Annotated in this window: 14 protein-coding genes; 7 read left to right on the top strand and 7 right to left on the bottom strand. The window is 59.0% G+C overall.

The annotated features are described in order from the left end of the window. Nucleotides 1-107: 107 nt before the first annotated feature. Both AC3WMT_RS16740 and AC3WMT_RS16745 read right to left on the bottom strand, forming a co-directional pair. Nucleotides 108-1,430 (bottom strand): hypothetical protein, encoded by a 1,323-nt coding sequence (locus tag AC3WMT_RS16740; RefSeq protein ID WP_103306429.1) that lies wholly within the window; start codon nt 1,428-1,430, stop codon nt 108-110. Between the two features lie 62 nt (nt 1,431-1,492). Beyond that, nucleotides 1,493-3,172: a hypothetical protein gene (locus tag AC3WMT_RS16745; RefSeq protein WP_103306428.1), complete on the bottom strand. Its 1,680-nt coding sequence runs from the start codon at nt 3,170-3,172 to the stop codon at nt 1,493-1,495. A gap of 473 nt (nt 3,173-3,645) precedes the next feature. Here AC3WMT_RS16745 and AC3WMT_RS16750 point away from each other — a divergent pair, with 473 nt between their 5' ends. Next, nucleotides 3,646-4,020 carry a DUF6124 family protein gene (locus AC3WMT_RS16750; RefSeq protein WP_103306427.1) on the top strand — a complete coding sequence of 125 codons (375 nt, stop codon included), beginning with the start codon at nt 3,646-3,648 and terminating at the stop codon, nt 4,018-4,020. A gap of 135 nt (nt 4,021-4,155) precedes the next feature. Here the strand turns inward: AC3WMT_RS16750 and AC3WMT_RS16755 are convergent, their stop codons facing one another. Together AC3WMT_RS16755 and AC3WMT_RS16760 are read right to left on the bottom strand one after the other, a co-directional pair. After that, entirely contained in the window at nt 4,156-4,515 is a 360-nt protein-coding gene (locus AC3WMT_RS16755; protein ID WP_103306426.1) for a PilZ domain-containing protein, read from the bottom strand. Nucleotides 4,516-4,748: 233 nt separating this feature from the next. Then, complete coding sequence (locus AC3WMT_RS16760; protein WP_007951249.1) at nt 4,749-5,135, bottom strand: tetratricopeptide repeat protein; 387 nt, start codon at nt 5,133-5,135, stop codon at nt 4,749-4,751. Nucleotides 5,136-5,322: 187 nt separating this feature from the next. Here AC3WMT_RS16760 and pyk point away from each other — a divergent pair, with 187 nt between their 5' ends. The 3 genes from pyk (at nt 5,323) to AC3WMT_RS16775 (ending at nt 9,713) form a co-directional block, all read left to right on the top strand. Then, complete coding sequence (gene pyk, locus AC3WMT_RS16765) at nt 5,323-6,774, top strand: pyruvate kinase (protein WP_103306425.1); 1,452 nt, start codon at nt 5,323-5,325, stop codon at nt 6,772-6,774. 252 nt (nt 6,775-7,026) lie between these two features. After that, nucleotides 7,027-8,316 (top strand): hypothetical protein, encoded by a 1,290-nt coding sequence (locus AC3WMT_RS16770; protein ID WP_103306424.1) that lies wholly within the window; start codon nt 7,027-7,029, stop codon nt 8,314-8,316. Nucleotides 8,317-8,420: 104 nt separating this feature from the next. Further along, entirely contained in the window at nt 8,421-9,713 is a 1,293-nt protein-coding gene (locus AC3WMT_RS16775; protein WP_158249185.1) for an NHL repeat-containing protein, read from the top strand. Between the two features lie 213 nt (nt 9,714-9,926). Here AC3WMT_RS16775 and AC3WMT_RS16780 read toward each other — a convergent pair whose 3' ends face one another. The 3 genes from AC3WMT_RS16780 to AC3WMT_RS16790 form a co-directional block, all read right to left on the bottom strand. Next, nucleotides 9,927-10,676, bottom strand: a complete 750-nt coding sequence (locus AC3WMT_RS16780; protein ID WP_103306422.1) for an enoyl-CoA hydratase-related protein — start codon at nt 10,674-10,676, stop codon at nt 9,927-9,929. Nucleotides 10,677-10,834: 158 nt separating this feature from the next. Next, nucleotides 10,835-11,770 carry an iron-sulfur-binding ferredoxin reductase gene (locus AC3WMT_RS16785; protein WP_103306421.1) on the bottom strand — a complete coding sequence of 312 codons (936 nt, stop codon included), beginning with the start codon at nt 11,768-11,770 and terminating at the stop codon, nt 10,835-10,837. After that, nucleotides 11,763-12,869, bottom strand: a complete 1,107-nt coding sequence (locus AC3WMT_RS16790) for a GGDEF domain-containing protein (protein WP_103306420.1) — start codon at nt 12,867-12,869, stop codon at nt 11,763-11,765. The genes AC3WMT_RS16785 and AC3WMT_RS16790 overlap by 8 nt, the downstream gene beginning before the upstream one ends. A gap of 536 nt (nt 12,870-13,405) precedes the next feature. Between AC3WMT_RS16790 and AC3WMT_RS16795 the strand changes: the two genes are divergently transcribed. The 3 genes from AC3WMT_RS16795 (at nt 13,406) to AC3WMT_RS16805 (ending at nt 22,332) form a co-directional block, all read left to right on the top strand. Further along, nucleotides 13,406-14,929 carry a fumarate hydratase gene (locus AC3WMT_RS16795; protein WP_016773454.1) on the top strand — a complete coding sequence of 508 codons (1,524 nt, stop codon included), beginning with the start codon at nt 13,406-13,408 and terminating at the stop codon, nt 14,927-14,929. A gap of 210 nt (nt 14,930-15,139) precedes the next feature. Next, complete coding sequence (locus tag AC3WMT_RS16800) at nt 15,140-19,639, top strand: SpvB/TcaC N-terminal domain-containing protein (protein WP_103306419.1); 4,500 nt, start codon at nt 15,140-15,142, stop codon at nt 19,637-19,639. Next, on the top strand, nt 19,636-22,332 hold the full coding sequence (locus AC3WMT_RS16805) for an RHS repeat domain-containing protein (protein WP_103306418.1): 2,697 nt from the start codon (nt 19,636-19,638) through the stop codon (nt 22,330-22,332). Before AC3WMT_RS16800 ends, AC3WMT_RS16805 begins: the two co-directional genes overlap by 4 nt. Nucleotides 22,333-22,349 lie beyond the last annotated feature (17 nt).

Raw genomic sequence — 22,349 nt, forward strand, 5'->3', positions numbered from 1 at the left:
TCTTCGCCAGGCTGTGCTTTCAGTGAGTACGATTTGGCGCTTGGACGCGGTCCGCGTCTACTGTCAGATCTGACAGGTTTTAAGACCGTTCGTCGGGAAACGCAGACTCAGGTATCTACCGAAGGCGGCCGCGCGGGCTCGACTTCAAAGCGTTGGCTGTCGACCCAATCGGAAACCGTCGCACCGTCCGCACCGTCAGTGATGTCCTGCTGGAATCGGTACCAGTTGCCCGCGCCCGGCAAGGACTGCGTCGACTCACCGGACCATTTGTCACTGGCGATGGGCACCTCCGGCACCCACATCACATCCGGGTTGTACCAGCTCACCACCTTGCCCATGCCCTTACGGCCGCGGCCGGCAAACTGCAGCGGATGACTGACCCAGCGGCCCGCCGCCGGCTCGTCGAGGGTGGGCAGATAAGTCCCCAGCACGACGGGGCGCGTTGCGGCGAGCGAGGCAAACTCACCCAGCGATGCCACCGCTTCAAGGGTCCGCCGCCCACCCACGAGTGAGCTGAAATCTCGCGTCACCGACCAGGTGCGATCCTCCAGCACGCGTGTATTGGCCTGTATCGAACGCCCGCCGGCGGCCACTGTCACCGTGACACTGTCGCCCGGCACACCGAAGCCTGACACCACCGTCAACCGCCCGATGTGGCCGTCCGCGACCGGCGTCTCGATAAACGGCGCGGCCGGGACGACGTCATAGTTCAACAACGCGGTAATGTCCGATTCCCGCAACTTGCCACCTTCATCCATAAACGTTTGCCGCGCCCAGATGGTTTTGCTGCCCACTGGCAACGTGACGTCGACTTGCCACTCGCCGTTCCCGCCCACCGCGATGTCCGTGAGCCAAGGCCCGGGGCGCCCCTCCAGAAAGACCTCGACGCGCCCGTTCACCATGCCCTTCCCCATAAGCGTCGCCGTGCGGGGCAGCTTGCCTTCGGGGGTTGGCTGGGTAATTTCCGGGGGTAACAGCACCACTTCAAAACTGTGCCGGTCACTGGGCTCCGAAGGCCGGCCCTTGAGGGTTTGCCGGGCATCGATGGTGTAGATCGCAAAATCCAGTTGGCTCAGGTCAATCGACCAGACGCCGTCCTGACTCAGTACTTTGGGCGCACCGAGAGGACGGTCGAAACGGACATCTCGCAACTGCAGCGTCGCGCCCGCCATTCCGTTTTCGCCCCCGACAGTGACCACACGACCGACTTTCGAATCGGCATCCGGCTTGGTGATTGTCGGTTTGAGCATGACCACGAGAACCGTGAAGGTCTTGCTCGCTTTTTCTGATGTTTGCTTGCCAACGACCTGAAAGACCTCGACGGTATGCAATATATCCGGAGCGAATTCCTTGGCTCGCTGGAAAGCCCAGTTGCCGTTCGAGACGGTTGCCAGATGCTCTTCGGGGCTGTCGCTGAATTTGACCTTCACCACCGCTCCCGGCCAGCACGTGCCGCTGAGCCTGGGTGAAAGGCCATCCTCGACCGGGTCGTTCAGGCCGGGGGCCAAGGGGGGATAGTGACGGTGTGATTAATGCCCTTGGTGGTCTGTGCATCCTTTGATTGCCTGATCAGAAGGACGCGCTCAAACGTCGGGCCCCATTCCGTCGGCGCCGTGCTTGTCCATAGAGTATTCCTCACAACAACGTCGGGCAGGTCTGTGATGCTCCCATCACTGTTCAACAGCTTGACCGTGGCTCCGTCCATGCCTGTGCCGCTGATGGTTGGTTTATAGCTGGAGGTGGAGGTCACCTTGCTGACTTCAGGCAGAACTTTACTGAAGCCGGGTCTTATGGGTGCCGAAGGGATCCAGCCGCTTGCGCCGTCGTCAACCTTTTGAATGATGCTGAGCGAGTAAATGCCGAAAGGCCAGTTGGGCACCGTGACCTCCCACTTGCCATCCACCACTGGAACAGAAGGTATCGCAGGTGCATCAGGCCCACTGACACGAGTGATCTCGACTGTTGCCCCCGAGTATCCGCTCCCCGCAAATTTTATCGAGCCGTCAAGGGGGGTGTTTATTGAGACATTCGAGACCGGCGCGGGGCGGACTTTGAATGCTCGCGCATCAGTTCTGTCGGAGTGATCACCAGCGATGAATTGCTCTGCCTTCAGACTCAGAGGGCCCGGCTTCATATTCGGGACAGTGACACGCCATATTCTTGTCTCCCCTATAACCGTGCCGGTGGCAACAACACTGTGCCCAGCCGTATCGCGCAAAATTTCGACAGTGGCCCCATGCATGCCGTTTGAACCTCCAATCGTGAAGGTTGTGTCCACCACTGCGCCTGCATCAGGGGAATCAATCGAGGGAGTACGCATGACATCGAGCGTCACAACGTTAGAACTGGCTTCTTTGCCCTCCAGCGATGCCTTGACGATCATCGAAACCTGCCCTTCGGGCAGATTGGCATTCGGCACCATCTTCCAATCGTACGTCGTAACCGTCGCATCACCGTAGTACACAAGGTCAGGGTAGCTATAAAGTCGAACGGTTGAATTCAGTAAACAAAGGCCCGAAAACATGGGTTTTTTTCCCACTCGCACACTTCCATTGGGAACGTGAATTTCGGGGGTCAACTCCCTTACTTGCGTCATGGATGAGATGGCTTTGTAAGCCCATGCGAACCAGGCAACCGTCAGTCTCATGTAGACAGATTTTTTAGGAAATATTTCGAGCGAAAAATTGCCATAGGCATCGGCAAGTCCGGACGCTATCGGTGGATCCAAATTGAAGTTGTAGCAGACGACAGGACTGTAAGCCGCACACCCTTTACCCGTCAGATAAAACTTGCCCGACACCAACTGGTTGTCATGTTTCGGATCGATGACGGGGGGGGCCATGTTATAAACGGTCCATATGCGGCTACGCATGTAAGAATCCGGATACATCTTCCATTGCAGAATCTGAAATCGGGTTTTCCCGAGTACCAAGGGTTTTCTAAACGCCAGTTCAAAATACCCTCCATATCCCATTTGCTGCTCATTACTCAAATCCGCGTCCGTATCCGGATCAATAATTTTTACATTGCGCTCTGGTTGCCCACCGCCAGTGACCCTGAGGGAGCTCGTCACGCTCGCATTGTCTTCGGGTGTAAGGATATAAGGCGGTGAGTCGAGGGTTTCGGCATCATCGGATGCACCCTCTACAGGCTCTTCCTCAAAGGTCGCCATGGTCAGTTCCTTCTGGTGGGTGGGGGCGGGATGGCTTGCTGGAAGCCTTTAAATACGCCCCCGCACCTGCGCTACGCACCTGTAAAATCTGACAGTCCCGACGAACGGTCGCGTACGAAAAAAGCCGTTTTGCCCCCACCGGCAACGTCCTCATCCGCAGGCTACGCCGGGTTGCGCCTTTGCCTACACATCCCTCAGAATCCGCCGGCTTGTGCGCTTTGCCGATGCCCCGTAACTTGATCCGTGCCGCTGCCAATCAGTGGTCGGGTTTAGTCGCCCGGTAGGTATACGAAGGTGCATAAGCGTCATCAAGTCGGGTATTCCCTATCCCCGCACTCGATGGTGGCTGTGCGCAGGGCGCCCTCGGGCGCGCCGGTTTTTTCGTATTCCTCCCGGTCGACTAACCTGCGTCCAGCCGCCACCCCCTCGTTTAGTCGCGAGACGGTGGCAGCCCCATTAAAAGGAAATACGACATGTGCAAAGAGACGCCAAATCCCCCCGAAACCGACGACTCGGTTTCCCCTTACAAATCAGCCCAATCAAAAAAACTCCACGAGGCCGCCGAAAAAGCCCTCGACCACTACCTCAAACCCACCGTCTCATCCTCCCGCAATTCCGTGGATCGCGGCATGCAGATGTTCATGATCGCCCCCGACCTCAACCGCGAAGCTGTGGCCATTCAGACGTACGAAACGTTTTCCTCGGTGAGCATTCTGTTGCTGGATCTGGCGGACAGCCTGGACGACAAGCCGCGACATCTGGCGATGGCGATTTATCAATTGAGCGAGATGGGTTTGTTGCTGGCGGAGCAGGCGCTGGATAACGAGCGGGCGATTGCCGTGACCTGATCGTCAACCCGGCGGCGCCTGAACTGACGCCATCGCGGGCAAGCCCGCTCCCACAGGTTTACAGCATCATTGAACGACGCAATCTCTGTGGGAGCTGGCTTGCCAGCGATAGCAATGGTGAAGGCGCCGCAGCACTCAGGCCGAAGCCGGCAACGGCTGAAAACTGAAGTATTGCTTCAATGCCCCGACCAGTTGCCCGTATTCCGGCGGCGGTCGTTGCAGGCTGAAGCCAGCATCGTAATGCAGGGGTGTGGCGTCTTCATGGCACCACAGGCAACACGCGGTGAGGTCGATAACCTGCTGGCAGCCGTCGTCGCATGGGATTTTCAGACGCAGATTGAAATCCGCCCCGATCATCATTGGCAACTGGCTGATCAACATCAGCCCGTCCTCGGACACATTGCCAAGAAAGCCGATGGGTTTGTCGGTGACGCTGTTGAATACCCTGAGGAAATACGGCAACTGATGCCGTTCGATTCGGCGGTCGGTAAACATGCGCAGTTCGCCATGCAAGGCTCTATCACAGAGCCGCACCTTTGCTTCGGAACGCGCCTGTGTGGCAGACGCGCTCTCCCCGCTTCCGGTGTGACGGTCGCTAAATCGCCGTCACCTGACAACTCGCCAGTCGCAGGTGTTGCACGGGCACATTAGAGACTCGGCTCTAAACCCGATTGATTCGACTATAGCTCAGGCTGTACAACCGGCCAGCTTTTGTATGACAACTGCCATCAAAAGCGCGTCGGACGCACCACGGCAGCGGCGCTGCGCGTCGGGTAATGACCCAGGCTCTGCAGGGTTTCCAGACGGGCGCGGGCGCGGTAGGCGTATTCGCTATTGGGGTACGAGGCGATGATGAATTGATAGGTCTGCGCCGCATCGACAAACATCTTTTGCCGTTCCAGGCACTGCCCGCGCATCATCGACACTTCCGGCCACACGTACGGGCGGGCACGGCTGGCGCGTTCGACCTTGGACAGTTCGAGCATCACCTGCTCGCAATTGCCGCGATCGTAGGCGCTGTAGGCATTGTTCAAATGATGGTTCATCGACCAACGGGTGCAGCCCGTCACGGCGAGGACGCTGAGGGCAAGGGCGGCAATGGGTACGAATCGCATGAGGGTTCTCCTGTCTTGTGCTCTGTATCGACCCATCGTCGGAAATCTTCAGAACCGTTTGCGCCGATTGTCGCGTTGGTGCGGTAGTCGCGTTCAATAAAGAAAACGATAAGTAGTGCAAACGAACAATGACTACACCCTTCGAGCATAGTAGCCTTCGCTAGCGCTTGAACTCAGGAGTCTTTGCATGTCCGTCCGTCGTACCAAAATCGTCGCTACCCTTGGCCCGGCCAGTAACTCGCCGGAAGTTCTCGAACAGCTGATTCTGGCTGGTCTGGACGTTGCCCGTCTGAACTTCTCCCACGGCACCCCCGACGAGCACAAGGCTCGCGCGAAACTGGTGCGTGACCTCGCCGCCAAGCACGGCCGCTTCGTCGCCCTGCTCGGTGATCTGCAAGGCCCGAAAATCCGTATCGCCAAATTCGCCAACAAGAAGATCGAGCTGAAGATCGGTGACAAGTTCACCTTCTCCACCAGCCATCCGTTGACCGAAGGCAACCAGCAAGTGGTCGGCATCGACTACCCGGACCTGGTGAAAGACTGCGGCGTGGGCGACGAGCTGCTGCTCGACGACGGCCGCGTGGTAATGCGCGTTGAAACCGCCACCGCCACAGAATTGCATTGCGTGGTGACCATCGGCGGCCCGCTGTCCGATCACAAAGGCATCAACCGTCGCGGTGGCGGCCTGACCGCGCCGGCCCTGACTGAAAAAGACAAGGCCGACATCAAGCTCGCCGCAGAAATGGAAGTCGACTACCTCGCGGTGTCCTTCCCGCGTGACGCCGCCGACATGAACTACGCCCGTCAACTGCGCGACGAGGCCGGCGGCACTGCCTGGCTGGTGGCGAAGATCGAACGCGCCGAAGCCGTGGCCGACGACGAAACCCTCGACGGTCTGATCCAGGCTTCCGATGCAGTGATGGTTGCCCGTGGTGACCTCGGTGTGGAAATCGGCGACGCCGAGCTGGTAGGCATTCAGAAGAAAATCATTCTGCACGCACGCCGCCACAACAAGGCTGTGATCGTTGCGACCCAAATGATGGAGTCGATGATCCAGAACCCGATGCCGACCCGCGCCGAAGTGTCCGACGTGGCCAACGCCGTGCTCGACTACACCGACGCCGTGATGCTCTCGGCTGAATCCGCCGCTGGCCTGTACCCGCTGGAAGCTGTGCAAGCGATGGCGCGTATCTGCGTCGGCGCTGAAAAGCACCCGACCGGCAAGACCTCCAGCCACCGCATCGGCAAGGAATTCACCCGCTGCGACGAAAGCATCGCGCTGGCGACCATGTACACCGCCAACCACTTCCCGGGTGTCAAAGCGATCATCGCCCTGACCGAAAGTGGCTACACCCCGCTGATCATGTCGCGCATCCGTTCCTCGGTGCCGATCTACGCCTACTCGCCACACCGCGAGACTCAGGCGCGCGCCGCGATGTTCCGTGGCGTGTACACCATCCCGTTCGATCCGGCTTCGCTGGAACCGCACGAAGTCAGCCAGAAAGCGATCGACGAACTGGTCAAACGCGGCGTTGTGGAAAAAGGCGACTGGGTCATCCTGACCAAGGGCGACAGCTACCACACCACCGGCGGCACCAACGGCATGAAGATCCTGCACGTGGGCGACCCGCAGGTCTGAGTATCGGTGCCTGCACCGGCCTCTTCGCGGGCAAGCCCGCTCCCACAGGTTTTGCGTGGGACCGAGTGATCGGTGGTTCGAAAAACGAAAGCCCCGGCATGTGAATGCCGGGGCTTTTGTTTTTCAGGCAGACGCTGGCGAAGGCTGCGATCGCTTTGGGTGAAAGGGTTTGTCAACTGTCAGTTCTGACAGTTGACCAGAGTCGCTATCAGGTAGCTACTCGAGTAAACCCGTTCACTGAAGGAGTGCCACATGGACAGTACATCTCTACCAACCCGGCAGGCCGGCACCTTTGATGAGAGCTTCGCCGACGGCGGCGTCTTTCTTTTGAATACCCAAGAGGCGGGACTGAACCGCATCATGGGTGTAATGGCGACATCCAGTCATCTGTACTTCTGTGGCTCCCGCACGTTGAATCCGCTCAATAGTCGCTACCTGCTAGGTCGAATGTGGCCAGATGGATCGTTGGACGACACCTTCGGGGCGGAAGGCATTGTCCAAGCTTCTTTTGGCGGCACACAAGAATCCACCGGTCGATCCATTGCAATTTGCAGTGACGGGAAATTGCTCCTGACTGGCTCGGTTGCCTACAGAAGTCCTGCACTGGCGCGTTACTACCCTGACGGCAGGCTGGATCGCAGTTTTGGCACCACAGGGCACGTCATCCTGCCACTGCCGGAAGAGATTGATGAGCAGGTGGCACTCGACATCCAAGGCGAGAGTCAAGACTCTGCTTGCACGGTGACACCACTGGCAGACGGAAAAATCCTGGTAGTACGCAACTATGTCATCACTCATGAAGCAGATACACGCGCCTTCGTTTTTCTGCTCAACAGCGATGGTTCGCTCGATACAACCTTCAATCAAAAAGGCTATGTGCAAGTCCTTTATCCCGGTGCAACGGCAGCGGACGTGGGACTTGCCAGCGGGTCGACTGACTCGAACGGGCGCATCATGGTGTGTGGCCGATTGATGCTCAGCGATGAGTCAACCTATACGCCCTTGTTGGCCCGATACACCCGCGATGGTCGCCTTGATACCAGCTTCGGCGAGAAAGGCTTTATCGTTTATTCTGATGCGCCGCGGTTAAAGGCAGGCCTGGTGGCTGTTATCGGGCAACCGAACAATCGATTGCTGGGGATCGGCATCACCGAAGATGGCGAACAAGGCGTACTGGTCAGCCTCGAACCGGATGGCAGCGCGAATATTCAGTTCAATCGTGGCCAACCACTGCTCACTCGCCTGGATAACACCACTACCCGCTGGAAAAGTGGGGTTATGCAGGCCGATGGCAAGATCGTCTTGGCGGGCCAGATCAAGCGCCCGGATCAACGTTCCGAAGCCGTTGTGGTGCGCTTGCTCAGCGATGGATTGTTGGATTCGACGTTCAATAACGTCGGATGGACCAGCACACCGGTGCACGAGGAGCCCCTCACCCACGCAGTGGTCCTGCAGGCAGATGGAAAAATAGTCGTTGCAGGCGAGACGGGCACCACTAGAAATACGCAGGGGTTCCTGCTCCGTTTCCATGCCAGCAATTAGTGCGGCTCTGCCCCTCATTACCCTCCCAGGCGATATCTGAACCCACCTTCCAATTGTTTGGTACGAGTTTGGGCGCGCCTGGATATTTCATGAAGGCAATAGACATGAACATGACTGTTAATACAGTACTGGTCGATGGTCAATTCGATCCGTCTTTTGGCGAGGCCGGGACTGTACGCCTGGATAAAGTGGACCCGAACGGTGTTTTACTGAACCCCGAAACATGCATTACTGACCCAATGGGGCGAATTTATATTGCGGGATCACTCGGTGACGGGCCAAATTATAATAATTACTTTTGTCTGCGACTGACCTCAGAGGGTATCGTCGACACTGCCTTTGGCATTGCGGGATATGCCAGTGGAAGTTTTTATAACGGCGGCAACCACGATAAAAATTTGGCGGCTACCAAGATAGACATACTCGCAGATGGCAAAATATTGCTGACTGCTGCTCTTTATAATCCGCCGACGCTTCGAGGTCTGGTACGTCTGAATCTGGACGGCAGCCTGGATCTCGGGTTTGGCGAAGAGGGCAAAGTTGTTATCGACTTTACCGACAACGATTCAACAAATGCTCCCTCTCCTCGCTCATCGCAAGATCAACAGCACAGCGGTACCTTGGCCCTTCCTGACGGAAAGATAATGCTGTGGAAAGACATCTGGAGTCGCGAAGAAATCTATACGGTTGTCGCGCGGCTCCACGAAAATGGAGCTATTGATACCGGCTTTAACCGAACCGGCTTCGTAAAAATACCGGGTATCGCCGGTTTTAAAGAAACATACGTGCAGTCAATATTGCTGGAAAACGACGGGACGTATACGGTGAGTGGTTTCTGCCACACAGTACATGATCAGATGGTATCGATGGTCACCAGACTACTGCCTGATGGGAAAACAGACCTTTCTTTTGCCGACAACGGCTATTTAATTATCAGTTCGCAAGATTATAGGCTGAGCACTGCTGGAGCTATTCGACAGACCAATAATCGACTTTTGGCTTTTGGCGGTGCAACTCAACACCCTGAGTCGTCAGGATTATTAATCAGTCGAGAAGTCGACGGCAGCGAAAATATCCAATTCAACCGTGGCTTACCCTTGATAACCCATTTGGCTGACCGAAGATTGGCATGGAGAGGCGCCCTGATTCAAAGCGACGGCAAGATTCTTGTCCATGGATATTCAGTAGCTGAACATCACGTCACAACAACCGTTGTCGCTCGATTTACGGATGCCGGTGAACTTGATCCAGACTTTGGCGCTGGCACTGGCGGGCTGATGTTCGAGCTTCGCTCCTCATCGCTGGCATGGCTTAAAGATAATAAAGTTTTGATTCTCGGGTTTGAACCCGACGGAATCGTCATTCGTCATTTCATTGCGCGGGGCCTGCTTGGATAAAGGATCTTCAAGGTCTGGTTTGCATTTTCAGGGGCGTAGCTGACTTAAAAGCGGTTGCCCTGCCATGTGGTTGACCGGGCTTTTTTGATACTGCCCCACAAGATGTGGTGTTTGATCGGACCTGTTGGCGAGCAAGCCTCCTCCCACAGTTGAAATCCGTTCTGCTATGGGAGGGAGCTTGCTCCCGAAGAGGCCGGCACAGTCAGCGAAGATTCAATGCCGTTTGATAAACCCGGTCAACGCCGCCAATGCCTCCGGCGAACGCAGTCGCTGAGTGAACAACGCGCCCTCCTCCTCGATCACTGTACGGATCAACTCGCGGTCCGGTGCTTTCATCAATTGCTTGCTGATGCGGACAGCTTCCGGCGGCAGCTCATCAAAACGCAACGCCATCTCCCGTGCCTTGGCCAATGCAGCTTCGCCGCTGCCCAACGCCTCTGTGGCGATGCCCCACTGGGCGGCCTGTTCACCGCTGAAGCCTTCGCCGAGCAGCAACAACTCTGCCGCTTTGGCTTGCCCTAGCAAGCGCGGCAAGATCAGGCTGGAAGCGAACTCCGGGCACAACCCGAGGTTGACGAACGGCATGCGCAAGCGCGCATCGCGGCTGACGTAAACCAGATCGCAATGCAGCAACATTGTCGTACCAATCCCCACCGCCGCCCCAGCCACGGCGGCGATCACCGGTTTGCGGCATTCGAGCAGATTGAGCATGAAGTGGAACACCGGGCTGTCGAGATCACTCGGCGGTTGCTGGATGAAATCGGCAATATCGTTGCCGGCGGTGAAGCATTCGCTGCTGCCAGTGATCAGCACGGCGTTGATTTGCGGATCGCTGTCAGCCTGTTTCAACGCCTCGGCGAGATGGCTGTACATGGCGCGGGTCAGGGCGTTTTTCTTGTCCGGGCGGTTGAGACGCAGGGTCAACAAACCGCGTTCGCGTTCCAGCAAAATGGCGTCAGTCATGGCGTGTCTCAGCAGTGCAGCTCAGCAAAGTCCACTGTGGCGAGGGAGCTTGCTCCCGCTGGGCTGCGTAGCGGCCCCAAAAAGCTTGTGAGCGCTGCGCACTCAAGCGGGAGCAAGCTCCCTCGCCACAGGATCTCTCGAACCAATGAATTCAGCGTTCAACCACGGGACAAGAACACATCGGCCAGCAGTTGATTGCGCGGCAGTCCAGCCAGATACAGACGTCGGGCAAAGGCGTCGACACTGGCCGTCGAGCCGCAGACTAAGGCCAGGGTTTGCCGGGAAACAAGGCGCAGTTGCGCCAAAGCGGCGGCTGACTCGGCCGCTGTCCACAGCTCGACACTGAGGTTTTCGCGCTGCGCGGCCAATGCCGCGAGGGGTTTGGCCAGATAGTGCCCTTCGGCATCATGGGCCAGGTGAATGACGCGGATGGCGCCTTGGTGATCCTGACGCAAGGCTTCGCGCAGCACGCCGAACAATGGGCCCAGGCCCGTGCCGGCAGCCAGCAGCCACAGCGGTCGGGTGTGCCAGTCAGCGTCGTAATGCAGCGCGCCGCCGCGCAGTTCGCCAAGACGGATCGAGTCGCCGATCTGCAAGCGCCGCGCCGCATCGCTGAATTCGCCAGGCTGGCGACAGTCGAGGTGGAACTCCAGAAAGCGGTCTTCTTCCGGCAGGCTGGCCAGCGAATACGGCCGGGCAATGTGATCGATCCACAGCACCAGATGTTGCCCGGCGCTGTAACGCAGCGGCCGTTGCGGGGTCAGGCGCAGGCGCAGAACACTGTCGCTGAGCCAGTCCAGTGCTTCGACCACCGCCGGGCGACCGTCGGCGAGCGGGTCGAAGGTGTGCACCTGCAAGTCTTCGATCACCTGACACTGGCAGGCCAGCCGCCAACCCTGCTGGCGCTGCTCGGCGCTCAAGGCATCCGGGCGATTGTCGGCAGGCAGGCCTTGGACGCACTGAACCAGACACGCATGGCAACTGCCGGCACGACAGCTATAAGGCACAGCCACACCGTTCTGATTGAGGGCGTCGAGCAGATTACTGCCCGCCGCCACCGACCATTGCCGTTCTGCGACACGAAGTTCAGGCATCGACGTTCTCCCACGCGGCCGCACAGCGATTGCGTCCGTCACGCTTGGCCCGATAGAGCGCCTGATCGGCACGCTGCAAGGCGTCATCCAGATCATCGCCCAACGCCAACAGGGTCATGCCGGCCGACAGGCTGAGGTTGCGTACATTCAGGCCGATCAGTTCGACATCGGTGAAGGCGATCCGCAGACGCTCGCAGCAAGCGGTCAGCCGTTCGGCATTGCAGTCGGGCAGCAACACGACGAATTCTTCACCACCATAACGTGCCAGCACATCGCCGTCGCGCAAGCAGGCCTGAGCGACGCCGGCAAACGCCTGCAACACCTGATCGCCGGCGGCGTGGCCGTGCAAGTCGTTGATGCGTTTGAAATGGTCGAGGTCGATCAGTGCCAGGCCGTGCACGACGTCGCTGTCCATCGCATTCAGCTCGCGCGAGGCCAGGCGCAGAAAATGCCGGCGGTTGAACAGGCCGGTCAGTTCGTCGGTGGCCACCAGATCTTCAAGCTGGCGCATCATCCCGCGCAACGTGTCTTGATGCGCCTGCAAGGCAAAGCGCCGCTGGCGCATGCGTTGACGCGACACCTGGACGAAACGCGCATAAATCACCAGCCACGCCAGCACCATGGCGAGGATGCACACCTGCAACGCGGCGAGCGCGGGCTCACGCAGGCGAAAGTGATAAGCGTCCCACAGGGTGATTGCGCAGAAGCTGAAGAACACCAGCAGCGCACAGCGGATAAACGCCCGCCGGCTCAGATGGAACAGACCGAACAGCAGAATCAGCACATAGAACACCAGGAAGGCACTGCGCGCTTCATCCAGATGGGCGATCAGCCAGGTCTGCCAGCCGAGTCCGAGCAAGACTTGCCCCTCGGTCAGGCTGGGGTCGGCGAAGCGCAGGTTGCGCCCGCTCCAGAACAGCACGAACAGGACGGCCTGACTGATCACCACCAGCGCGCTGCCGATGGCGATGGCACTCAGGGACTGCTCGTAATGACCGGTGAAAAACGCCAGCCACAGCAGCAGCAAAGCCAATCCATAGGTGGCTGCAGCGAGGGCAAAGCGTTTGAGCAAAAGACGTTGAATGGCGTTATGGGTCAATCGTTGACTCACCGTGCGATTGGAGGCTGACCGAGTGTCCTACTCTACAGACCGGCTGCCACTTTAGTGGCGTAGTCGATAAATGACCACCGATTTTCGGGCTCGAAATTTGACGTCAAAAAAGCCCCTTTAAAAGCCCCTCACCCTAGCCCTCTCCCGGAGGTAGAGGGAACTGACCGAGTTGTTTATCCGAGGTACACCGACCTGAAACATCGCGCCGAACTCAGGTTTTGAATAGCACGAAGATCGGCTCCCTTTCCCCCTCGCCCCCTTGGGGGCGGTCCGACGTTTCGGGAGGGCTGGGGTGAGGGGGTAGCTCTTGAAGTGCAAACCCCATGTCCGATATTCGCCCAGCCATGCGACCAACGAATGACTGCCGGCGCGTGTATGCCCCTGTGATGCGCGGTATACTGCCGCGCCTTTTTAGCGTCGCGCCAGCAGCCCCGGCGTGCCTTGAAAGGTGCTTGCGACCGACCGATGCACCCAAGCCGCAGGCACCTTATTGAATGTTCCCGTCTTTTAGAGGAGCGCGACTCATGACCGTGATCAAGCAAGACGACCTGATTCAGAGCGTTGCCGACGCCCTGCAGTTCATTTCCTATTACCACCCGGTGGATTTCATCCAGGCGATGCACGAAGCCTACCTGCGCGAAGAATCGCCAGCGGCGCGTGACTCGATGGCGCAGATCCTGATCAACTCGCGCATGTGCGCCACCGGCCACCGCCCGATCTGCCAGGACACCGGTATCGTTACCGTGTTCGTGCGTGTCGGCATGGACGTGCGCTGGGATGGCGCCACCATGGGCCTGGACGACATGATCAACGAAGGCGTGCGTCGCGCCTACAACCTGCCGGAAAACGTCCTGCGTGCCTCGATCCTCGCCGACCCGGCGGGCGCTCGTAAAAACACCAAGGACAACACCCCTGCCGTGATTCACTACTCCATCGTCCCGGGCAACACCGTGGAAGTGGACGTGGCGGCCAAGGGCGGCGGTTCCGAAAACAAGTCGAAAATGGCCATGCTCAACCCGTCCGACTCGATCGTTGACTGGGTGCTGAAGACCGTTCCGACCATGGGCGCCGGCTGGTGCCCACCGGGCATGCTCGGCATCGGCATCGGCGGCACCGCCGAGAAAGCCGCGGTCATGGCCAAGGAAGTGTTGATGGAATCGATCGACATCCACGAACTGAAGGCCCGTGGCCCGCAGAATCGCATCGAAGAAATGCGTCTGGAGCTGTTCGAGAAGGTCAACCAGTTGGGCATCGGCGCCCAGGGCCTCGGTGGCCTGACCACCGTGCTCGACGTGAAGATCATGGACTACCCGACCCACGCCGCCTCGCTGCCGGTGTGCATGATCCCGAACTGCGCCGCCACCCGTCACGCGCACTTTGTGCTCGACGGTTCCGGCCCGGCCTCGCTGGAAGCGCCACCACTGGACGCCTACCCGGAAATCGTCTGGGAAGCCGGCCCGTCGGCCCGTCGCGTCAACCTCGACACCCTGACCCCGGAAGACGTGCAGAGCTGGAAGCCGGGCGAAACCGTCCTGCTCAACGGCAAGATGCTCACCGGTCGCGACGCCGCGCACAAGCGCATGGTCGAGATGCTCAACAAGGGCGAAACCCTGCCGGTCGACCTGAAAGGTCGCTTCATCTACTACGTTGGCCCGGTTGATCCGGTCGGTGACGAAGTGGTTGGCCCGGCTGGCCCGACCACCGCAACGCGGATGGACAAGTTCACCCGGCAGATCCTTGAGCAGACTGGCCTGTTGGGCATGATCGGCAAATCCGAGCGCGGCCCGACCGCCATCGACGCGATCAAGGACAACAAGGCCGTGTACCTGATGGCTGTCGGCGGCGCCGCTTACCTGGTTGCGCAAGCGATCAAGAAGTCCAAGGTGCTGGCGTTTGCCGAGCTGGGTATGGAAGCGATCTACGAGTTCGAGGTCAAGGACATGCCGGTCACCGTCGCGGTGGACAGCAAAGGTGAATCGGTACACATCACCGGCCCTGCGATCTGGCAACAGAAGATCAGCGAAAGCCTGGCGGTAGAAGTGCAGTAAGCACTTAAACCGTAAAAAACAAGGCCGGCCCGTCCCACGACGAGCCGGCCTTTTTTGTGCCCGCACTTGCATAAGCCCTTTGGCGATAAAAACCGCGACAAAGCATACAAAACGGTCTTGCGCACCTGTCAGATCTGACAGGTTACGCGCCGCCCGGTTCTTGATAGCGTCAGTCCACCCCCGATCACTGCGTGCGCAACGGACAGGACCATGGCCGATCAAGACCTGAGCATCACTACGCCTTCCATCGCCAAAAGCTCATCGATTGCTACCATCGGCAAGAGTTGGGGCGCCGTCGGCCCGACGGGTGCTGCGTCGTTCGAGCTGCCGATTCCCCTGTCCGCCGGGCGTGGCTGGGATCCGCAATTGTCGCTGACCTACAGCAGCCAGACCGGCAACGGCCCGTTTGGTATCGGCTGGAATCTCGGCCTGGGGCAGATCAGCCGGCGCACCAACAAAGGCGTGCCACGCTACACCGAACACGATGAAATCATCGGCGCCGACGGTGAGGAGTGGATGCCCGAACTTGAGGCTGATGGTTCGCTCAAGTCGCGCCTCGAAACCCATTACGGCGGCGAGGACATCGGCTCACACCGCGTGGTGCGTTACTGGCCCCGGGTGGAAAGCGATTTTGCCCTGCGCGAGCTATGGCAACCGACGAAGGATCAGCCGCCCTTCTGGCTGATCCATGGCGCCGACGGCTCGTTGCATCTGTATGGCAAGACGCCTGACTCACGTCGTGCCGATCCGGATGATCAAACCAGGATCGGCAGCTGGCTGCTTTGCGAAAGCATGAATACCCACGGTGAGCACATCTGTTTCGCTTACAAAGCCGATGACCAGGACTCCGACCCGATTCACGACTACCGTGCCCAACGCTATCTGGAGCGGGTGTGTTACGGCAACTTCACCGCCAGCAAGGATTTGTACGCCTGGACAGTGGAACAGCCTGCGCAGCTGAACTGGCATTTCCAGCTGATCTTCGACTACGGCGAACGCAGCGCATCGTTGACGGAAGTCCCGGTGTATGACGGCGACACCTTGCTACCCTGGCCAGTTCGCCCGGACCCTTTTTCGACGTTTGGCCAGGGCTTTGCAGTCGGCACCCGCAGGCTTTGTCGGCAAGTGCTGATGTTTCACCATTTCCCGGTGAGCCTGCGTGGCAAACCGGTGCTGGTACGACGCCTGTTGCTGGAGTACCGAAATCCACAAAGCGCAACTCAATGGACCCAGAGCCAGATCAGCGCCGCCCACTATCAGGCCTTCGATGCCAGCGGCGCCGTGGAAAATACCCCGCCGGTGGAGTTTGACTACTCCGCGTTCGAGATCAATAAAACCCCGACACGCCTGTTCGCCATGGACACACAGCCAGGCATTGAAGATGGCGGGTTGTACCAGTGCGTTGATCTCTACGGTGAAGGCGTACCGGGGTTTCTCTGTCGCTATGACCAATGCTGGTACTACCGCGAGCCGCTGCGTGCAGACGCCGGAAGCGACAAAATCGGTTATGGGCCGTGGACAGCGTTGGACAGGATTCCGGTTGCCGATCGCAGCCGTCCGGTCCAGCAGCTGCTCACCGACCTGACCGGTGATGGCCGCCTCGACTGGATCACCGCACAACCGGGCGCCAGCGGTTTTCGCACGTTGAAGGCGCAACGCGAGTTCGCCGATTTCGTGCCTTTCAATGCGTTCCCGTTGGAGTTCTTCAATACCCTTTCGCAATTGGGTGATCTCAGCGGTGACGGTCTCAGCTCCATCGCCCTGATCGGTCCGCACGCGGTTCGCCTCTACGCCAGCCAGCGTGAACAAGGTTTCGCCCGCGCCGAAGACGTGTCGCATACCCCGGCCCACGACCGCTTGCCGTTATTCAGCAACTCGCCCACCGAGCTGGTGCTGCTGGGCAATCTGCTGGGCAGCGACATGCCCGAACTGTGCCGCATTCGCCATGACGAAATCACCTGCTGGCCGAACCTGGGCCACGGCCGGTTTGGCGAAGGCCGCAAGATCAGCTCCCTGCCCTTCACCTACGAGCAGTTCGATTCGGCACGGGTACGCCTTGCCGACCTCGACGGCTCCGGTGCACCGGCCTTGATCTATCTGAAGTCGGATGTGTTCGAGATCTACCTGAATCGCGGTGGCAACGGCCTGGAGCAGATCCCGGTCATCGTGCCCTGGCCCGCAGGCGTGCGTTACGACCGCTTCAGCCAGGTGAGTTTCGCCGACCTGCAAGGCCTGGGCTGCGCCAGCCTGATCCTGACGGTGCCGCACATCAATCCAGAGCATTGGCGCTACGATTTTGTCGCGGCCAAGCCTTATCTGCTGACCGCCAGCAATAACAACATGGGTTGCAGTACCAGCGTGGTCTACCGCAGTTCGGCTCAGGAATGGCTGGATGAAAAACAACGATTCCTCAAGCTGAAACGTCTGCCGGTTTCCCACCTGCCGTTTCCGGTGGCAGTGGTCAAAAAACAACAGCAACTGGATGAGATCACTGGCAACTGTCTGACCCAGGCGTTTACCTGGCGCGAAGCTGTTTACGACAGCAAGGAGCGCGAGTTCCGCGGCTTCGGCCGGTTGCAGCAAACCGATAGCGAAAGCGCCACGGCGGATGACGACGTCGGCTTCAGCGCACCGGTGCGGGTGTGCACCTGGTTCCACACCGGGCAAGCGCTGGATCGCCAGCGTGACGGCTATTTCAATGCAGACCCGCATGCCGTGCCGCTGGGCAAAACATTGTTCAGCCGCTACCACGCCGGTGACGAAATAGATGAACCGATCGCCCCCCATGACGCCGACAGTGAGTACCAGATCGCCCGGGCGCTGGTTGGCTCAATTACGCGCATAGAAACTTATGCCGATGCGGACATGGACTTGCCGGGCATGGCTACACCCTATGCCGTGGAAGAACGGCGCTATCTGGTGCGTGAAGTCCGACCTCAAGGTCACTCTGCGGCCGCCGTGTTGCTGCCGTTGGTGCTGGAGAAAATCAGCTACCAGTACGACCGTTTCATTGACGATCCGCTGTGTCGCCACGACGTCAATCTGCGCTGGAACGACCACGGCCTGTCGACTCATGCATTGGCAGTCAGCTATGCGCGCAGGCTGACTGAACGTGATCAACCGCCGTTCAGCGACCCGGATGAACAACAGTGGTGGCGCGACGCCCATGACGAGGCGCAACAATCGTTCTACCTGAGCGAAACCCGTGCGCAATACATCAACCTGACCAGCAATCTCCAGCAATGGCGTCTGGGCTTGCCGTGGCAACAGCGCGGCAATGCGCTGGTGTTGCCAAAAGGCACCCTGCCTGAAGGATTGTCCCCGGTTGAAGTGAGTTTCGAGCAACTCGCGCTGCATCAGGATTCGCCGCACTGGAACACTCAGCGGGTGCTGACGACGCAGTCGGTGCAGCGTTATCTAAGCTCCGACGGTTTGCCGCTGGACGACGGTGACGCCGAATTCGAAGCACTGGCGGGGCCGCTGGAACTGGCGCAACTGGACAAGACGGCGCTGGACGCTTACGACGTTCTGCCGCCGCCCTTCAATATCCGAGATGAACTGAAAAATATCGGTTACACGCCGATGCGGTTGCGGTTCGAGACCGAGCCGGACGATGCCGAAGAAAATCTGTGGTCATCCAACTTCGGTTTCGCCGATTACGCCGATATCGAAGGTTTTCATCAGGTGCGCAGCTACCGCGAAACCCCCAGCCATGGGCTCACCACCGCCGAATACGATGATTACCGACTGGCGATCACCCAGGTCGTGTTGCCGAATGGCTGCACCACCCGGGTCACCTACGACTATCACGCACTGCAACCGCTGACGATCACCGATGCCAACGACAATATCGAGGAGGCGATCTACGAACCTTCCGGCCAGCCGCTGGCGACCAGTTTCCACGGCACTGAATACGGCAAGGCTGCGGGTTTCGAAACGTTGAGCAACTACGTGCGTCCGGAGGATCATCGCCCCGATCCAGCGATAGAAAAGCCACACGATGCCGTGCAAAAAGCTGCCAGTACGCTGCGCAAGGACTTGTTCAGCTGGATGGGAATGAGCCCGACCGACAGCCCTGCCGCCGGCGAATGGCTCGCCAGCGGTGACATCCTGCCAAGCGGCTACATTCGTGCCAGCGCCCGCCGACGACTCACTGGGCTCGCCACACTGACGGCGGCAGAACAGGCATTGCGCGAGGTGATCGTCACGACCCGTCGCGAACCGGTGCACACCGTTGTCCTCAGCGCCGACCGTTACCCCGATGACCCCGTGAAGGCGCAGATCCAGATCACCAAGGCCTGCGTCGACGGTTTTGGTCGAGCGCTGCAAAACCAGCAGTTGGCCGACCCGGGCCTGGCTTATGCGGTGGACGCTGACGGCTCGTTGATTGTCGAGGACGGTCAGTTCGTTGAAGTCCATGCCGATCCGCGCTGGCGCATCAGCGAGCGCATCGAATACAACAACAAAGGCCTGGCGGTGCGTCAGTTCCGACCGTTTTTTACCAACGCCCACGGTTATATCAATGACCAGTCGCTGCACACGCTGGGTCACTACGATCAACTGTTCTACGACCCGCTGGGGCGCGCGGTCAAACTGCTCAACGCCAAGGGTGACTTTTCCCGCGAGACGTATCATCCGTGGTATCACGCCAGCGAAGACTTCAACGACACCGCTGAAGCGGTGCCGTCACAACGGAGATCACGGCGTTGACCGCCACCGTGCATTCGCGCACGCCCTCACTCGCGGTGAGTGATGGCCGGGGCCTGCCGATTCGTCAGGTCGGCTATTTGCGCAGTGTCGCGGGCGCAGAGGTAACGGCCCTGATCAGCCGTCAGTGCCACGACGTGAATGGGCGGTTGGTGGAGCAATGGGATCCGCGTTTGCCCGCGCCCAATCTCTCAACGGTTTACGGTCTGGCCGGCGAGGCACTGAAAGTCGCCAGTGTCGACGCCGGCTGGCGCCTCAGCCTGCCGGGGCTGGCCGCTGAGCCGCTGCAGCGCTGGGACGAACGCGGCGGTCATTGGCGTTCGACCTTCGATGATCAGTTGCGCGTGGTGGCGGTCGAGGGCCGTGATGCAACCGATGTCGATAGCTTCATTTACGCCGATGCCAGCGCCGATGCCGGACTCAATCTTCGCGGCCAATTACTGGAGCAGAAGGATCCGTCCGGCGCGTTACGCCTGAATGGCTATGCCTTGTCCGGCCAGCCGTTGAGCGAAACCCGTTCATTTCTCGATGGCGAAGCTTTCACCAGTCGGCGCGTGTTCAATCCGTTGGGGGCGGTGCTGGAACAGATCGATGCGGGCGACCATCGCCAGCAGTCGAACTATGGCTTGGCCGGGCAGCTCAGGCAGGTGCAACTGCTGGTCAATGGCAAGACCAAAAGCGAAGAGGTATTGCTCGACGCGCAGTACAACGCCGAGGGGAAGATCATCGAACAACTGGCGGGCAACGGGGTGCGCAGCCGCTGGACTTACGATCCGGCCAATGGTCGCTTGCGCAGCCAGTCCAGCCACAAAGACGCCAAGGCTCTGCAAGACTTCGAATACTTTTATGACCCGGCCGGCAACATTACCCGTATCGAAGACCACGCCTTCCAGCCAATCTGGTTTGCCAACCAACTCGTCGACGGCCACCGCGACTTCAGCTACGACTCGCTGTACCGGCTGATCAGCGCCAGCGGTTACGACGACGGGCCGCTCTCGGACATTCCGGGGCTACCGCAGCCCACCGATCCGAACAACCGCCTCAACTACACCCAGACCTACACCTACGACGCCGGTGGCAACCTGACCGAACTGGTGCATGTGCGAGCCGGCGCCAGCTACACCCGCCAGATGCGCATTGACCCGACCAGCAACCGTGGCGTGCGCTGGCAACCGGGCGACGCCGAACCTGTCTTCGACACATTGTTCGACCGCCACGGCAACCTGCTGGCTGTGCAACCCGGTCAGCCCCTGCAATGGAACGCCCGCGACGAACTGCAAAACGTGACGCTGATCCACCGCGAAGGGGGTCAGGATGATGCCGAGCATTACCATTACAGCCAGGGTCAACGGGTGTTCAAACGCCATGAAACCTTCAGCGGCGGCGCCGGACATTTTGCTCAGGTGCGCTACCTGCCGGGTCTGGAAATCCGCAGCAAGGACAACGGCGAAGAACTGCACGTCATCAGCGTCGGCAATGCGCGCTGCCTGCATTGGGCAAAAGCGCCTCCCGCCGACATCGACAACAATCAACTGCGCTACAGCCTCGAGGATCATTTGGGATCCTGTTCGATGGAACTGGATCACAACGCGCAAACGATCAGCGAAGAAGGCTATTACCCGTTCGGTGCCACGGCGTGGATGGCTGCCGCGATCGAGGTCAGCTATAAGTTCGTGCGTTATTCCGGCAAGGAAATGGACGTCAGCGGTCTCTACTACTATGGCGCGCGCTATTACGCACCGTGGCTGCAACGCTGGGTAAGTGCCGACCCGGCAGGGGATGTGGACGGGCTGAATCTGTATGGGTTTGTCGGGAATAATCCGCTGAGGTATGTGGATCAACACGGCAAACAGAAGGAAGAGCGCGTCATTGTCGATTACTCAACGTTCATTACCGGTCTCGGCAACTATGCCTCCAGCATGATGGATCTAATGGATGCCGTTGCTCACAAGAAAAAAATCGGTCAGTCGTTGCTGAAGAATCTGGTGGGCGAATCCATCAATGCAGCTATCGGCTTTATCGGCGGCTATTTGGGTAGCCAGGCCTTCGACTTTCTCCTGCCCGACGATCCACATGTGGCCAACTTCACCAATCAAAGCAAGCCCATGTTTACTCAAGGCCTGGTAGGCGGAAACATCGGCGCCGAAATTGCCGGGGCGGTATTCGGTCAAGTCATTCCGAGCGCACGCCTGATCGGCCCATTGATTCCGCAAACGTCGAAAATGACGGTGCAAGCCATTGATCGCGAACTCGGTATCGACACCTCAAGTGAACCGAGGGCCTGGGTACAGACATTTATCGGCATATTTCTGAACAATGTCGTCGGTTCAGTGGTGCCGGGGGTCAACGTAGCGCTGGGCATGGGCTCGCGGGTACAGGAAGCCGAGGACATCAAGACCGGTCTGGATCCGGCCAAATTGCTCAAGATCGAAAAGTTGCTGGACAGCTGGGAGTTGGCGGTCAGACAACGCTCGGCAAATGCCGAAAAGGCGTTTGTCCACTTGAATCAACCTACGGTGAGTTCAGGCTCCCAACTGATCGTGCGCCGAGACCAGCAAGCACAGACCAAGGTTGTACTCGGCATGATTGAAAGTACCCGGACAACCGTGTCCTGGATGAGGCAGGACGCAACCACGGATAACCGCTTCCTGATGAAGCAGGCACGTGAACTCAAACGCTCAAACGATCGTCATTGAGTTCAGGATCACACTCC

The sequence above is a fragment of the Pseudomonas sp. FW305-7 genome (genome assembly GCF_058786735.1).